This window comes from Comamonas sp. MYb69 (assembly GCF_037479315.1).
GTDB lineage: Bacteria > Pseudomonadota > Gammaproteobacteria > Burkholderiales > Burkholderiaceae_C > Comamonas.
In genome coordinates this window covers 487,242-502,013 of record NZ_JBBGZG010000001.1, presented here as the reverse complement: position 1 = coordinate 502,013, position 14,772 = coordinate 487,242, and the positions used below count along the sequence as shown (strand labels likewise).

Here is a 14,772-nt window from a genome sequence, read left to right as displayed (position 1 = left end):
GCCGTGGCCCTGTCTGCGGCCGCGCCCGCGCCCCGCTTGCTGCTGGCCCGCCTGGTCGCCGGCGATGGCAGCGCCACCCTGGCTGCGGCGCTGCGCGAGCGCGGCAGCACCCCCTATTGTTGTCTGGCAGCGGGCCTGCGCCCGGCTGATCCACAAACCCAAGGAGTTACGGCATGACCGTGCATTTCATCGGCGCCGGCCCCGGCGCTGCCGACCTGATCACCGTGCGCGGCCGCGATCGGATGGCCAGCTGCCCCGTCTGCCTCTATGCGGGCTCGCTGATCCCGCGCGAGCTGCTGGCCCACTGCCCGCCCGGCGCGCGCATTGTCAACACCGCATCGATGAGCCTGGACGAGATCATCGAAGAGATTCGCGCCGCCGATGCGCAAGGCCAGGATGTGGCGCGCCTGCATTCGGGCGATCTGTCGGTCTGGTCGGCCATGGGCGAGCAGCTGCGCCGCCTGCGCGCACTGGGCATTTCCTACAGCGTGACGCCGGGCGTGCCCTCGTTTGCCGCGGCTGCCGCCACCCTGGGCGCCGAATTGACCTTGCCGGGCCTGTGCCAATCGGTGGTGCTCACACGCACCTCGGGCCGCGCCACTGCGATGCCCGAGGGCGAGCAACTGGCCGCCTTTGCCGCGACTGGCGCGGTGCTGGCGATCCATTTGTCCATCCATGTGGCCGAAAAGGTGCAAAGTGAGCTGCTGCCGCACTATGGCGCCGACTGCCCGGCCGCCATCGTCTGGCGCGCCAGCTGGCCCGATGAAACCGTTGTACGCACCAGCGTGGGCCAACTGGCCCAGGTCGTGGCCGCCAGCATGGAGCGCACCGCCATCATCCTGGTGGGCCGCAGCATCAGCGCCGAGGACTTTGGCGAGAGCCGCCTCTATGCCACCGACTACGACCGCCGCTACCGGCCCCAGGGCACCGAGCCACGCTTTCCGGCACCCGCCGCTGCGGTGGATACCGCCACCGACCGGCCGCTCACCTCAAAACCAATCAGCGCTGAAGGCCAGGCATGAGCAGCAGCTTACCGCCGGTTGCGCTGACACTGATCGGCATTGGCACCGGCAACCCCGACCACCTGACGCGCCAGGCCATCGCCGCAATGAATGCGGCCGACCTACTGCTGCTGCCCCACAAGGGCGAGGACAAGGCCGAGCTGGCGGCCCTGCGCCAGTCGCTCTGCGATGCGGTGCTGCAGCAGCCCGCACCGCTGATTGCTGGCTTTGACATGCCCGAGCGCCGCAGCCAGGGCGAGGACTACCTGAACCAGGTCGATGAATGGCATGCGGCCATCACCCTGCGCTGGCAGGCGGCGATTGCGCAGGCGCTGGCCCATGGTCTGGTGCCGCGTAGCAGCAACGGCGTGCTGCAGGTGGCGCTGCTGGTCTGGGGCGATCCATCGCTCTACGACAGCACCTTGCGCATTGCGGCGCGCATGCAGCCCGCGCCGCAGCAGGTCACGGTCATCGCAGGCATCACCTCGATGCAGGCACTCACGGCCGCGCATGCGATCGCCGTCAATGACATTGGCCAGCCCTTTACCGTCACCACCGGCCGCCAGCTGCGCGAGCAAGGCTGGCCGGCCGGGGTGGACACGCTGGTGGTGATGCTCGACGGCCAGTGCAGCTTTCGCAGCCTGCCGGCGGCGCAGGCCCGTGGTGTCTACATCTGGTGGGGCGCCTACCTGGGCATGGCCCAGCAGTGCCTGGCACACGGCCCGCTGGCCGAGACAGCCGAGCGCATTGTGGCCACACGCGCCGCTGCACGCGCCCAGCATGGCTGGATCATGGATATCTATCTGCTGCGCCGCATGCCCATCAATCCAGCGCAGGCTGAGGCAGCACCGGCAGCGCCAGGCTGAACACGGCCCCCGGTCCGGGCTCGGCCGCAGCGGCATGCAAGCTGCCGCCATGGGCCTGCACAATGCGCTGGGCCAGCGCCAGCCCCAGGCCAATGCCGGAGATGCTGGACTCGGCGTGGCCCCGGCTGAAGGGTGCAAACAGCTGCTCGGGCGCCAGGTGTGCTGGCAGGCCCGGCCCGCTGTCCTGCACACGCAGGAGCAAATGGTCGCGCTCGACGTGCGCCGTCACCCGCACGGCGGTGCCCACGGGGGTGTATTTGCTGGCGTTGTCCAGCAGGTTGACGAGCACCCGCTCCATCATCGCCGCATCAATCCACAGCAGCGGCAAATCGGCCGGCAGCTGCAGCTGCACCGGGTGATCGGCCAGGCGCCCGCCCAGCTGGCGCAAGGCACTGCCCACCAGCTCATCGACGGGGATCCAGGCGCGCTGCAGGTGCACGCCGTCCTGCTGCAGCCGGGCCATGGCCAGCAGGTTGTCCACCAGCTGCTGCAAGGCCTGGGCCTGGTTGCGGATCTGCAGCAACATGTCTTGCGCCGGGCCGGGCGGCGCGTGCGGCAGGCCGGCCTGGGCGGCGCCCAGGATGCTGGTGAGCGGCGTGCGCAAATCATGCGATACCGACGACAGCAAGGTGTTGCGCATGCGCTCGCCCTCCATCGCCACCTGGGTCTGCTGGGCCACCTCGACAAAATGCACGCGCTCGAGCGCCAGCGCAATCTGGCTGGCACAGGCATCCAGCAGGCGCCGCTCTTCGGGTACGCGCAGGCGCTCGGGCGTGCGCAGCTGCAGCACCAGCACGCCGCGCGCCCGCACCGGCGCCATCAGCGGCACATACAGCGCGTCCGACGCGGCCAGGGTGTCCGTACCCCGGCCGGCCATCTGGCTGTGCTCCATGCTCCAGCGGCCCACGCTGGCATCAATCGCCGCCTCGCTGCCGGGCGCCACATGCAGCTGCTCTTGTGCATCGGGCAGCAGCAGGCCGGTGCGCGCATCGAACACGCCCGAGACCGTCGTCAGCGCCGTCTGCACCACCTGCGCCTGCGTGAGCGCCCCCGACAGATCACGGGCCAGGCGCGCCAGCGCGCCGGCGCGCCGCTCGCGCTCGGCCGCCACCCGCGCCTCATGCCGCAGCCTGGCCATCAGCTGGCCGCAGACCAGGGCCACGCCCAGCATCAGGCAGAAGGTGAAGATGTACTGGGTGTCATTCACGCCAAAGGAGTTGCGCGGCGGTACAAAGCAAAAATCAAACAGCAGCACCGACAGCAGTGCCGCCCAGGCGCCCGGGCCCCGGCCCCAGCGCAAGGCCGACAGCACGACCACCAGCAAAAACAGCATCACCACATTGGCGGGGTCAAACACCTGCAGCAGTGCTTGCGCCAGCAGCGCGGCCGCACCGCAGGCCAGGCTCGCACCCAGGTAGCCGCGCCAGGGCCAGGGCGCCTCACGCGCCGGCGCGGGTTCGGGCCGGTTGCGCGGCCGGGGCACGGACAGCAGCAGCACGTCCAAGCCCGGGTCCAGCCGGGCAATCTGCTCGGGCAGGCCGGACGGCGCCCAGGGCCACCAGCGCATCGCCGTTGGCGGCACGCGGGCGAGCACCAGGTGGCTGGCATTGCGCTCGCGGGCAAAATCGACCAGCGCAGCGGCGACCTGGGCTCCGGGGATCGTCGCGGTATCAGCCCCCAGGCGCGCGGCCAGCGCCAAGGTTTTGAGCACGGCCTGCTGCGACTGCGCCGAGCGGTGCTGGCGCGCCGGCGCATCCACATAGACCACCATCCAGTCAGCCTCCAGCCGCCGGGCCAGGCGCGCTACCTGGCGCACCAGGGCATCATCCCCCGCCTGGCCGCCTACGGCGACCAGCAGACGCTCGCGCGTGGGCCAGACATCGCCGATGGAGCGCTCGCGCCGGTAGTCGCGCATGTCCTCATCGACCCGGTCGGCCGTGCGGCGCAAGGCCAGCTCGCGCAGGGCCAGCAGGTTGCCCAGGCGGAAGAAATGGTGCGAGGCCCGCTCGGCCTGCTCCAGCGGGTAGATCTTGCCGGCCTTGAGGCGCTTGAGCAGCTCCTCGGGCGGCAGGTCGACAACGATGACCTCGCTGGCATCGTCAAAGATGTGGTCGGGCACGGTCTCATGCACCTGGATGCCGACAATGCCGCCCACGACATCGTTGAGGCTCTCCAGATGCTGCACATTGAGCGTCGTCCAGACATCGATGCCGGCATCGAGCAGCTCCTGCACATCCTGCCAGCGCTTGGGATGGCGCGAGCCCGGCGCATTGCTGTGGGCCAGCTCGTCGAGCAGCAGCACCTGCGGGTGGCGTGCCAGCGCGACATCCAGGTCAAAGGCCTCGCGCTGGCGGCCCTGGTGGGGCAACAGGCGGCGGGGCAGCAGCTCCAGGCCGTGGAGCTGCTGCACGGTCTCGGCCCGGCCATGGGTCTCCACCAAGCCCACCAGCACCTGGCGGCCCGCCTGGCGCTCGCGCTGCGCAGCGGCCAGCATTGCATAGGTCTTGCCCACCCCGGCATTGGAGCCAAAGTAGATGCGCAGCTTGCCCCGGGCCGCTTGCTGTTGGTCGGCCTTGAGCTGGGCGACCAGCGCGTCCGGGTCAGGCCGGGCGGCAGGTGCGCTGGGGGTATTGCTGGGGTGGGGCATGGTGGCGCTATTGTGGGGCAAGCGCTTAGAACAAGCCTGTTGCCGTCAGCAGCATGTCGATCAGCTTGATGCCGGCAAACGGCACCAGCAAACCACCCAGACCGTAGACCAGCAGATTGCGGCGCAGCAAGGCGGCAGCACCCACCGCCCGGTAACGCACGCCGCGCAAGGCCAGCGGCACCAGCGCGATGATGATCAGCGCGTTGAAGATGACGGCGCTCAGAATGGCGGAATCGGCACTGTGCAAGCCCATGATGTTGAGCGATGCCAGCTGCGGGTAGGTAGCGACAAAGGCGGCCGGAATGATCGCAAAGTACTTGGCCACATCGTTGGCAATGCTGAAGGTGGTGAGTGCGCCGCGCGTCATCAGCATCTGCTTGCCGGTCTCCACCACCTCGATGAGCTTGGTGGGGTTGCTGTCCAGGTCCACCATGTTGGCCGCTTCCTTGGCGGCCTGCGTGCCACTGTTCATCGCGACCGCAACATCGGCCTGGGCCAGTGCGGGTGCATCGTTGGTGCCGTCGCCCGTCATCGCCACCAAACGGCCTGCGGCCTGGTGGCTGCGGATCAGCTGCAGCTTGTCCTCGGGCCGAGCCTCGGCCAGGTAGTCGTCCACCCCCGCCTCGGCGGCAATGGCAGCGGCGGTCAGCGGGTTGTCGCCGGTCACCATCACGGTCTGGATACCCATGCGGCGCAGCTGTGCAAAGCGCTCGCGCATGCCGGGTTTGACGACATCCTTGAGCTCAATCACGCCCAGCACCCGCGCACCATCGGCGACGACCAGCGGCGTGCTGCCCTTGCGCGAGACGCTCTCCACCGCCAGTTGCACCGCCTGCGGAAACTGCCCGCCCAGCGACTCGACATGGCGGCGCAGCGCATCGGCCGCGCCTTTGCGCAGGCTGCGCGGGCCTGTGGCGCCCGCCAGGTCCAGGCCGCTCATGCGGGTCTGGGCGGTAAACGGTACCGGCTGCGCCTGGGCGGGGTCGAGCACAGCGGGGCTCAGCCCATGGCGCTCCTGGGCCAGCGCCACCACGCTGCGGCCTTCGGGGGTGTCATCGGCCAGCGACGAGAGCTGGGCGGCTTCGGCCAGCTGCGCGGCGCTGACACCAGGCGCTGGTAAAAATTCGCTCGCCTGGCGGTTGCCCAGGGTGATGGTGCCGGTCTTGTCCAGCAGCAGCACATCCACATCGCCCGCAGCCTCCACCGCGCGGCCCGAGGTGGCAATCACATTGGCCTGCATCATGCGCCCCATGCCGGCCACCCCAATCGCAGACAGCAGGCCGCCGATGGTCGTCGGGATGAGGCAGACCAGCAGCGCCACCAGCACGGCGACGCCGACAGCGCTGCCGCTGCCCGATTGCGCCACCGCAAACACTGAGAACGGCCAGAGCGTGACGATGACCATCAGGAACACCAAGGTGAGCCCCACCAGCAAGATGCCCAGCGCCAGTTCGTTGGGCGTCTTCTGGCGCTTGGCCGATTCGACCATGGAGATCATGCGGTCCAGAAACGACTCACCCGGGTTCACCGTGACCTCGACCACCAGCCAGTCGGACAGCACGCGCGTGCCGCCGGTCACCGACGAGAAATCGCCACCGGCCTCGCGCACCACGGGGGCCGATTCGCCGGTGATGGCGCTCTCATCGACCGAGGCCACGCCTTCGACCACGGTGCCGTCGAGCGCGATCACATCGCCAGCTTCCACCAGCAGGAATGTGCCCTTGCTCAGGCTGCTGGCGGGCTGGGCCGTCCAGGCGGCGCCATGCTGCGCTTGCTGCAGTACCTTGGCCACCGTGTCACGCTTCATACCACGCAGGCTGGCGGCCTGGGCGCGGCTGCGCCCTTCGGCCAGCGCCTCGGCAAAGTTGGCAAACAGCACGGTGAACCACAGCCAGCCGGCAATGGCCAACGTAAAACCGCTGCCCTCCTGCGCCATGAACAGCGCTTGCAGCCACAGCAGGCTGGTGAGCCAGGCGCCCAGGTAGACCACAAACATCACCGGGTTGGTCCATTGCAGGCGGGGCGAGAGTTTGCGCAGCGCATCCCAGGCGGCGGCCTGCAGCAGCGCCAGATCGCCCAGGCCGGCAGATGCCGTCCGTTTTTTCGTGTTCATGGTTGGCTCCGGGTTGGCAGGGCATCGAGCGCCATATTGAGCGCCAGCACATTCACGCGGGGCTCACCGAGCAGGTAGCCAGTGCGCCGCTGCGTGGCCTGGTCCAGCAACTGCTGCACCTGGGCGGGGGGCAATTGCCGCTCGCGCGCTACACGGGCCAGTTGCAAGTTGGCATTGGCGACCGAGATATGCGGATCCAGGCCCGAAGCCGAGGCGGTGACCGCATCGACCGGCACAGCCGCATCGGCCGCCAGGCCATTGGTGCGGCGGTACTGCGCCACGCGCTCAGCCACGCTATCGGCCAGCCCCTGGCTGCTGGAGCCCTGGTTGCTGGCGCCGGACAGGCCTGCGTTATAGGGCGCAGCGATGCTGGCTCCCTCCTGCTTGGGGTCAGGCGCCGTGGTGGCGCTGGGCCGGCCATGGAAGTAGCGGGCGCTGTCAAAGTACTGGCCGATCAGGGCCGAGCCCACGATCTGGCCATTGCGCAGCACCAGCGAGCCATTGGCGGCATGGGGCAGCAGCGCCTGGGCGACGCCGGTCGTGGCCAGCGGGTAGGCCACGCCGCAGAGCAGCAGCACCAGCACGGCGGCGCGGGCACTGCTGCCCAAAGTGCGGCCAAAAGTGCGGCCCCAGCCTGCGTCGGCGGGGGCGGCGGCCTGCTGCGCGCTGGGCGTAGGCAGGCGTTTATCGGAATCAAGGCTTGTCATGTGTTTCTCCTGCGGGCACGGCCTGGCCGTGCCCCGGTTCGCGTCAAATCAGTTGGGATGTCAGGTCAAAGAGAGGGGGCTCAGGGGTAGAGCTGCCCAGCCAGCATCTGCAAGTGCTCTACGACCGGCCCCAGCGCCAGCGCTGGCAAAAAGGTGAGCCCGCCGACAACCAGCACCACAAACACCAGCAATCCGGTGAACAGCGGCGTGGCGGTGGGAAAGGTGCCGGCCCCTGCGGGCACGCTGGCCTTGCTGGCCATGCTGCCGGCGACAGCCAGCAGCGGCAGCAGGGTCAGGTAGCGCCCCATCAGCATTGCCAGGCCCAGGGTGGTGTTGAAAAAGGGCGTGTTGGCATTGAGGCCAGCAAAGGCCGAGCCGTTGTTGGCGGTGGCCGAGGCATAGGCGTAGAGAATTTCTGAGAAGCCATGCGGGCCCCGGTTGTTCAGGCTGTCGGCAGCGCCCGGCCAGAGCATGGCCAGCGCCGTCCAGCCCAAAAGGCAGGCCGGGTGCGCCAGCACCGACAGCATCACCAGCTTCATCTCGCGCACCTCGATCTTCTTGCCCAGGAACTCGGGTGTGCGCCCGATCATCATGCCGGCCAGGAACACCGTCAGGATGGCGTACTGCAGCAGGTTGATGAGGCCCACGCCATCGCCACCAAACACGCAGTTGAGCATCATCAGCGCCAGCGGCGTAATGCTGCCCAAGGGCGTGAGCGAGTCATGCATGGCATTGACCGAGCCGGTGGTGGCCGCCGTGGTGGCCGTCACAAACAGGGCGGTATCGGTGATGCCAAAGCGCAGCTCCTTGCCCTCCATATTGCCGCCCGCTTGCGTGGTGCTCCACTGCTGGTCAGCGCCGGCGCGGGCCAGGAGGCCGCTGCCGTTTTGCTCGCCCGTCCAGACCAGGGCCAGAAAGCCCAGGAAGATGATGAGGCTCGCCCCAAAGAACACCCAGCCCTGGCGGCGCTTGAGCAGCATGGTGCCCAGCGCATAGGTCATGCCCGCCGGGATCAGCAGCATCGCCAGGATGTGCAGCATATTGGTGAGCGGCGTGGGGTTCTCAAAAGGATGGGCCGCGTTCATGCTGAAAAAACCGCCCCCGTTCGTGCCCAAGTGCTTGATGCTCTCAAGACTCGCGACCGGCCCCATCAGCAGCTGCTGCGTGCGGCCGCCATCGATGGTATGGGCCAGCACCTCGGTACCCAGGGTCTGCGGCACGCCCTGCCAGACATAGACCAGCGCCAGCAGCAGCGACAGCGGCAGCAGCACGCGCCAGAGCATGCGCACAAAATCCACCCAGTAGTTGCCAATATCCTGGCTGCCCGCACGGGCCAGCCCGCGCACAAAGCCGGCAGCAGCGGCCAGGCCGGCGGCGGAGCCAGCAAACATCAGGCCGGTGATCACCACCATTTGCGTGGCATTGCTCAGGCTGCTCTCACCGGCATAGGCCTGCCAGTTGGTGTTGGTGATAAAGGACGCAGCGGTGTTGAACGCCAGATCCGGCGTCTGCGCAGCATTTTGCAGCGGGTTGAGCGGCAGGAAGCCCTGCAGCCGCAAGAGCAGGTAGCCCAGCAGCATCAGCAGGCCATTGCTCAGCAACAGCACCGCACCATAGCGCTGCCAGCCCATGCGCTCTTGCGGATCCACACCGATGGCGGCGTAGGTCCAGCGCTCCAGCCGGCTGTCGTGCGCGCTGGTAAAGCAGCGTGCCAGCCACCACCCCATGGGGATGGTGAGCAGCACCAGCACCGCCACAAAGGCGGCATATTCGATCCAGACTAAACCCATGTCAGCCCCCGCTCAGATGCGCACCAAGGCGCGAACAAAGCCCAGCAGGCCAACAAAGCAGGCCAGCGTGAGCCCGACAAATACGAGGTCTTGCAGCATGTACATGGCCCTCTCCCCCTTTTTCAGAATTTTTCGGGCCGCAGCAGCGCGTAACCCAGATAGACAAACAGCGCAGCACTGACCAGCGCGGCCAGCACCTCCACTCCATGGATCCACATGGTTTTCTCCTCATACACCGCAGCCAGGCCGCCCAATGCGGCCCCGCGCGGCGTGGTGTTGCACAGGCAAAACGCCTGCAGTGGAGCCAATGTAGGTTTGCGCGCATCAAGCAGGCGCTGAGAATGCGCGGCGGGATATCAAGATGGCATCAAGATGCCGTCGCCCAGAGGCGATAGGCAGTTGCTAAGGCCATGTATAGTGGTGCCGCGCTCACATCCGCCCCTTACCTATCCAGCCTTCCATGCCCCATCGCAGCAACTCTTTTGACATTCTTCGTATCTGCGCGGCGCTGGGCGTGATCTTTTGCCACCACTACTACATCAGCGGCCGCGAGGGCCCTGCCTGGATGAATGTGGGCATGGTTGGTGGCGTGGCCGTGATGACGTTTTTCACGATCAGTGGCTACCTGGTGACTACCAGCTGGCTGCGTGAGCCGCATGTCTTCAAGTTCTGCGCCAAGCGCCTGCTGCGCCTGTGGCCCGGCATGATTGCGGCGGTGCTGCTGAATATCTACGTATTTGGCCTGGCATTTACCGATTTACCAGCACGCACGTTTTTGACCCATGGCCAGACCTTGGAGTACTTCAAGAACCTGCTGCTGTACCGCGCCTACGTCAACCTGCCCGAGGTGTTTTCCAGCAACCCGCTGAGCAACTTGATGAACGGGCCGCTGTGGACCATTCCGATCGAGACCATGTGCTATGCCGCTTTGGCGGTTGCAGGGTTGGTAGGCGTTTTCCGCTACCGCTGGCTGGCCAGTCTGGTGCTGCTGGCCTACATCCTGCTGTTCATTGCGCGCTACAACGCCGACTTCACGGGCACGATGATGCATTGGTGGGAGTACCCGGCCTACTTTGCCTGCGGCGCGCTGATCGCGCTGCACCGGGATCGCTTCCTGGCCCATGGCGCCGCCATCACGTTCGGGCTGATTCCAGTAGCCCTGTTTTTCTGGCTGACGGGCTTACAGCATACGTCGGGCCTGGTGGTGCTGCCGGCTTTGCTGATCTTTCTGGGCAACTGCAGCTCCAGCTTTTCAGGTGGAGTCAGCCGCCTGGGTGATCCCTCCTACGGGGTCTACCTCTCAGGCTGCCCGATCGCGCAGGCGGTGTTTGCCGTCTGGCCGGGCATGAACTTCTATGCCAGCATGGGACTGTCGATGCTGTTGTCCATGCTGCTGGGCTATGCGCTGTGGCATTCGATTGAGTCGCCCGCATTGCGCCTGAAGCGCTATCTGCGCAAGCCCGGGTAAAACGCTTTCCGTTAAAATGCCCCCAGTCCCAGCCAGCACCTGCTGGCTTTGTTTTTTGGCAGCCCCGCCCTGGGCCTGCGCCCTTTGCCCATCCGTACTGTGTCCTACGCTCCCGAAACCCAACGCCGCCGCACCTTTGCGATCATCTCCCACCCGGACGCGGGTAAGACCACCCTGACCGAAAAGCTGCTGCTGTTCTCCGGTGCGATCCAGATCGCGGGCGCGGTGAAGGGCCGCAAGGCCTCGCGCCACGCCACCTCGGACTGGATGGAGATTGAAAAGCAGCGCGGTATTTCGGTGGCCTCGTCGGTGATGCAGATGAGCTACCGCGACCATGTCATCAACCTGCTCGACACCCCCGGCCACAAGGACTTCTCGGAGGACACCTACCGGGTGCTGACCGCCGTGGACTCGGCGCTGATGGTGATTGATGCGGCCAACGGTGTGGAATCGCAGACCCGCCGCCTGATCGAGGTCTGCCGCCAGCGCGATACGCCCATCATCACCTTCGTCAACAAGATGGACCGCGAAGTGCGCGATCCGCTGGACATCATGGATGAGGTCGAGCGCGAGCTGGGCATGCCCTGCTGCCCCATCACCTGGCCTGTGGGCCAGGGCAAGAGCTTTGGCGGCATCATCAACCTGCTGACCCAAAGCATGACCGTGTTCGCGCCAGGCAGCGACCGCGGCCCCAAGGATTTTGAAGTCATCCCGCTGAGCGAGGCCGACAAGCTGCGCAGCCGCTTTGGCCAGGCCTTTGACGATGCGCTCGATTCGATGGAACTGGCCCAGGGCGCCTCTGCCGAATGGAACCATGCCGACTTCCTGGCCGGCAAGCTGACCCCGGTGTTCTTCGGCTCCGGTGTGAACAACTTCGGTGTGATGGAAGTGCTCGACGCCGTGGTGGACATGTCGCCACCGCCCGGCCCCCGCATCGCCTACACCGAAGTCAACCGCAACCGCGAAGAGAAAACCATCCATCCGGAAGACAGCAGCTTCTCGGGCGTGGTGTTCAAGGTGCAGGCCAATATGGACAGCAACCACCGCGACCGCATCGCTTTTGTGCGCGTGGCCTCGGGCAAGTACACCCCCGGTATGAAGATGAAGGTGCAGCGCACCGCCAAGGAGCTGCGCCCCACCAGCGTGGTGACCTTCATGAGCCAGCGCCGCGAAGCGGTGGACGAGGCCTATGCCGGCGACATCATCGGCTTTACCACGCACGGCGGCGTGCAGCTGGGCGACACCATCACCGATGGACCCAACCTGCAGTTCACCGGCCTGCCCTTCTTCGCGCCGGAAATGTTCATGACCGTGGTGCTGAAGAACCCGCTGCGCACCAAGCAGCTGCAGCAAGGCCTGATGCAGCTGGGCGAAGAAGGCGCCATCCAGGTCTTCAAGCCCGATGCCGGCGGCAATATGCTGCTGGGCGCCGTGGGCCAGCTGCAGTTTGAAGTGGTACAGCACCGCCTGAAGACCGAGTACGACTGCGAAGTCCGCCTGGAAGGCTGCCAGTACACCGGCGCCCGCTGGATCACCGCCGACACCCCCGCCGAGCTGCGGGAGTTTGAACACGCCTATCCGCTGCGCCTGGCGCATGACGCGGCCAATACCCTGGCGTATCTCTGCACCAGCCCCTATGACGTGCGCCTGGCGCAGGAGCGTTTTCCGAAGATCCACTTCCATCCGCTGCGCGAGCATGCAGGGTTGGAATTGCAGACCTCCTGATCGCGCCGGTACCAGATACCGATGGCCCATCGCAAGTCCCGCCCCCAGCTGCCTTTGCAAGCCTATGCCGCCCGGCATAGCGGCTTGCGGGCCGTGGAGGGTGGCCAACGGGGGGCGAGAAGCCTTCCCCGCTTGCGATGGCGCTAATCGGCTTTGTCCTCAGCCAGTACGCACAGCTGCTGGTTTTCATAGCCGCCTGCTGGGGGCTGGGCACCCTGCTCTGGCCCGCATCCGATCTGCCCACGCGGCAGCCTTTGAACTGCATACCATTTATATTCTTGCCTAGGTCTTGGCCCTATCTCGACTACAGTCACCTTATAGTCTACCCCGCTACACCATAAACTTAAGGTCAAAAATACTGGTTTTTTAGTCATCCGCTCCAGCCATGTAACAGCCGCGACTTGAAAATCTCTATCTGTACAATATTTTTGCTATTTTGGTCTTTGCCAATGAACCGTATCGTTTAGCCCATGGCTTGATAAAATGCGTTCAGCCCCCAAAGAACGTTGATTTAACATGAAAAATTCTTCTCCATCAATGACCGGAGAAAACAAAATTCTATATCTATTTTTCAAATTCAATTGAACTCCATGAAGGCTCGGATCACTCCCCATCAACGCTTCTGGTTAGGCATAGCCACAATCGGTTGCTTATCTCTGTGGATTCGCATGGCGTTTCCAATATTTGCATTGGGTGGAGCAGCATACGATGATCTTCTATTTGTAAGGCAGGCCGCCGAAATTGGCTCTGGGAACTGGCTAGGCGCTTATAACAATCTCACCTTAGCAAAGGGTATTGGCTACTCATTATTCATGCTACTCAATCATGCGATTGGTTTGCCCCTAAAGTTTAGCGAGCATGCACTATATCTATCCGTGGCTGCATATTTTTCGCTCACTATCTCCCTGCTTTATCGCTCTCGTCCTTCTGGACTTGCTTGTTTTGCCTTGCTAGCGTTCATTCCCACAGCTTGGTTTGCAGACGTAGGCGGACGTGTTGTGCGCGAAGGTCTGTACACCTCACAAGCATTGCTGCTACTCACTCTAGGCATCCGCTGCTGGGTGCTGCCACATGCAATATCTGCCAACGAACAATTAAGAATTCAATGGCGAACATTGATCCTGCTCGGCCTTGTTGCTGGATGGTTCTGGATTACGCGCGAAGAAGGGGTATGGCTGGTACCGTCGATGCTTCTTCTGATGATCTATTGGCTCCTTCGCCAAGGTGATTGGCGTGCACAATGCCATTCCATATTAGGTTTTTTATTTCTCCCACTCGTTGCAGCATCTCTGGTTGTGATGACCATTAATACCATCAATTATGGAGTTTATGGTACCTTCCGCAACAATGATTTTCGCTCCAGCGATTACCAGTCAGGATATGGAGCATTGACTCGCATTCGTCATGATAACTGGCAGCGTTATGTGCTTTTTCCTAAAGACGCGCGTCAACGCGCCTATGAGATGAGCGCTGCAGCACGCGAACTGCAGCCGTTTTTTGAAGGAGCGGGCGGTCAGGGTTGGCGCGATGCAGGCTGCAACCAAACTCAGACCTCTCCCTGTCCAGAAATTCTTTCTGGATGGTTCATGTGGGCACTTCGCGATTCAGTCGCTCAAGCAGGGCACTACAAAAGCCCTGAAGATGCTAAGGCGTTTTATCGCCGACTATCCGAAGAGATTGAACAGGGTTGCCAAAACCGGCCAGATGACTGCCTCCCAATGCGCAACTCACTACTGCCACCGTGGCATGAAGGCTATGCGAATGACACACTCCATGCATCTTGGGCAGTTTTCCAGACCCTTGCTACATTCGGAAAAACAGCACCTCATTTTCAACCCAGCAACGGGGACAAGAGGTTTCTAGCATTATTTGATTCGGTCACCAACGGACCATTGGCAGCAACCGACCCAAGAGGTGCATGGGAAGAATTCACACTCAAATCCCCTCGTGACATCATGCGACTGCGCTTAGCGCAGTGGCTCACCAAGGGAATAACGACACTGACAACATACGGACTTCCATTTGCTTTTGCAGCTTGGTTTTTGTGGTCTATTCTCACCGTATTGCAATCATTCAGTAGCCGCGTGCTGCCTTCGGCAGCTTGGTGGGTTGCCTCTGCCGTCGCGGGAGGCATAATTACGCGCGTGTTATTACTGGGATTCTTGGAGGCGACATCCATCCCCAGCAATAACATGCTATACCTTTTCCCTCTTGTCCCTTTTGCACTTGTCTTACTCCCAATTATTATCTGGGGCACATACCGCTGGAAATTTCCGAAATAAATTTAACACATCAATGCAGCCCAAGGCCATACAAAATTATTTGTATTGATAAATAACTCTGCACCTCGGTGCGCGATTGTTTTATAAAAAATGCATTAATTCACAACAAGATATTTTTCACTATTAATCTAATTTCGACACGCATAGCAAATCACCCAGCGCAAGCAACGAAA

10 protein-coding genes are annotated in these 14,772 nt (G+C 63.8%); 5 read left to right on the top strand and 5 right to left on the bottom strand.

The window, feature by feature from the left end:
• Positions 1 to 173: 173 nt before the first annotated feature.
• On the top strand, positions 174 to 1,022 hold the full coding sequence (gene cobM, locus WH303_RS02175; protein WP_339516617.1) for a precorrin-4 C(11)-methyltransferase: 849 nt from the start codon (positions 174 to 176) through the stop codon (positions 1,020 to 1,022).
• Positions 1,019 to 1,867 (top strand): precorrin-6A synthase (deacetylating), encoded by an 849-nt coding sequence (gene cobF / locus WH303_RS02170; RefSeq protein ID WP_339516615.1) that lies wholly within the window; start codon positions 1,019 to 1,021, stop codon positions 1,865 to 1,867. The genes cobM and cobF overlap by 4 nt, the downstream gene beginning before the upstream one ends.
• On the opposite strand, the gene WH303_RS02165 is transcribed toward cobF, so the two are convergent.
• The 5 genes from WH303_RS02165 to kdpF form a co-directional block, all read right to left on the bottom strand.
• Complete coding sequence (locus tag WH303_RS02165; RefSeq protein WP_339516613.1) at positions 1,824 to 4,514, bottom strand: sensor histidine kinase KdpD; 2,691 nt, start codon at positions 4,512 to 4,514, stop codon at positions 1,824 to 1,826. The genes cobF and WH303_RS02165 overlap by 44 nt on opposite strands.
• A 25-nt stretch (positions 4,515 to 4,539) precedes the next feature.
• The gene (kdpB, locus tag WH303_RS02160) at positions 4,540 to 6,627 is read right to left on the bottom strand and encodes a potassium-transporting ATPase subunit KdpB (protein ID WP_339516611.1); all 2,088 of its coding nucleotides are present in this window, start codon (positions 6,625 to 6,627) and stop codon (positions 4,540 to 4,542) included.
• Positions 6,624 to 7,334 (bottom strand): potassium-transporting ATPase subunit KdpC, encoded by a 711-nt coding sequence (gene kdpC, locus WH303_RS02155; RefSeq protein ID WP_339516609.1) that lies wholly within the window; start codon positions 7,332 to 7,334, stop codon positions 6,624 to 6,626. The genes kdpB and kdpC overlap by 4 nt, the downstream gene beginning before the upstream one ends.
• Positions 7,335 to 7,414: 80 nt before the next feature.
• Positions 7,415 to 9,124 (bottom strand): potassium-transporting ATPase subunit KdpA, encoded by a 1,710-nt coding sequence (gene kdpA / locus WH303_RS02150; protein WP_339516607.1) that lies wholly within the window; start codon positions 9,122 to 9,124, stop codon positions 7,415 to 7,417.
• 122 nt (positions 9,125 to 9,246) lie between these two features.
• Positions 9,247 to 9,342 (bottom strand): K(+)-transporting ATPase subunit F, encoded by a 96-nt coding sequence (gene kdpF / locus WH303_RS02145; RefSeq protein ID WP_027010947.1) that lies wholly within the window; start codon positions 9,340 to 9,342, stop codon positions 9,247 to 9,249.
• Positions 9,343 to 9,584: 242 nt separating this feature from the next.
• Between kdpF and WH303_RS02140 the strand changes: the two genes are divergently transcribed.
• The 3 genes from WH303_RS02140 to WH303_RS02130 all read left to right on the top strand — a co-directional run bounded on the left by WH303_RS02140 (position 9,585) and on the right by WH303_RS02130 (position 14,599).
• Positions 9,585 to 10,592 (top strand): acyltransferase family protein, encoded by a 1,008-nt coding sequence (locus WH303_RS02140; RefSeq protein WP_339516604.1) that lies wholly within the window; start codon positions 9,585 to 9,587, stop codon positions 10,590 to 10,592.
• A 99-nt stretch (positions 10,593 to 10,691) separates the two neighbouring features.
• On the top strand, positions 10,692 to 12,317 hold the full coding sequence (locus tag WH303_RS02135; protein WP_116926707.1) for a peptide chain release factor 3: 1,626 nt from the start codon (positions 10,692 to 10,694) through the stop codon (positions 12,315 to 12,317).
• 590 nt (positions 12,318 to 12,907) lie between these two features.
• Positions 12,908 to 14,599 carry a hypothetical protein gene (locus WH303_RS02130; protein ID WP_339516602.1) on the top strand — a complete coding sequence of 564 codons (1,692 nt, stop codon included), beginning with the start codon at positions 12,908 to 12,910 and terminating at the stop codon, positions 14,597 to 14,599.
• Positions 14,600 to 14,772: the final 173 nt, after the last annotated feature.

Coding starts and splice junctions, on each gene's coding strand:
- cobM (WP_339516617.1), top strand. CDS start 174: ATGACCGTGCATTTCATCGGCGCCGGCCCCGGCGCTGCCGACCTGATC.
- cobF (WP_339516615.1), top strand. CDS start 1,019: ATGAGCAGCAGCTTACCGCCGGTTGCGCTGACACTGATCGGCATTGGC.
- WH303_RS02165 (WP_339516613.1), bottom strand. CDS start 4,514: ATGCCCCACCCCAGCAATACCCCCAGCGCACCTGCCGCCCGGCCTGAC.
- kdpB (WP_339516611.1), bottom strand. CDS start 6,627: ATGAACACGAAAAAACGGACGGCATCTGCCGGCCTGGGCGATCTGGCG.
- kdpC (WP_339516609.1), bottom strand. CDS start 7,334: ATGACAAGCCTTGATTCCGATAAACGCCTGCCTACGCCCAGCGCGCAG.
- kdpA (WP_339516607.1), bottom strand. CDS start 9,124: ATGGGTTTAGTCTGGATCGAATATGCCGCCTTTGTGGCGGTGCTGGTG.
- kdpF (WP_027010947.1), bottom strand. CDS start 9,342: ATGTGGATCCATGGAGTGGAGGTGCTGGCCGCGCTGGTCAGTGCTGCG.
- WH303_RS02140 (WP_339516604.1), top strand. CDS start 9,585: ATGCCCCATCGCAGCAACTCTTTTGACATTCTTCGTATCTGCGCGGCG.
- WH303_RS02130 (WP_339516602.1), top strand. CDS start 12,908: ATGAAGGCTCGGATCACTCCCCATCAACGCTTCTGGTTAGGCATAGCC.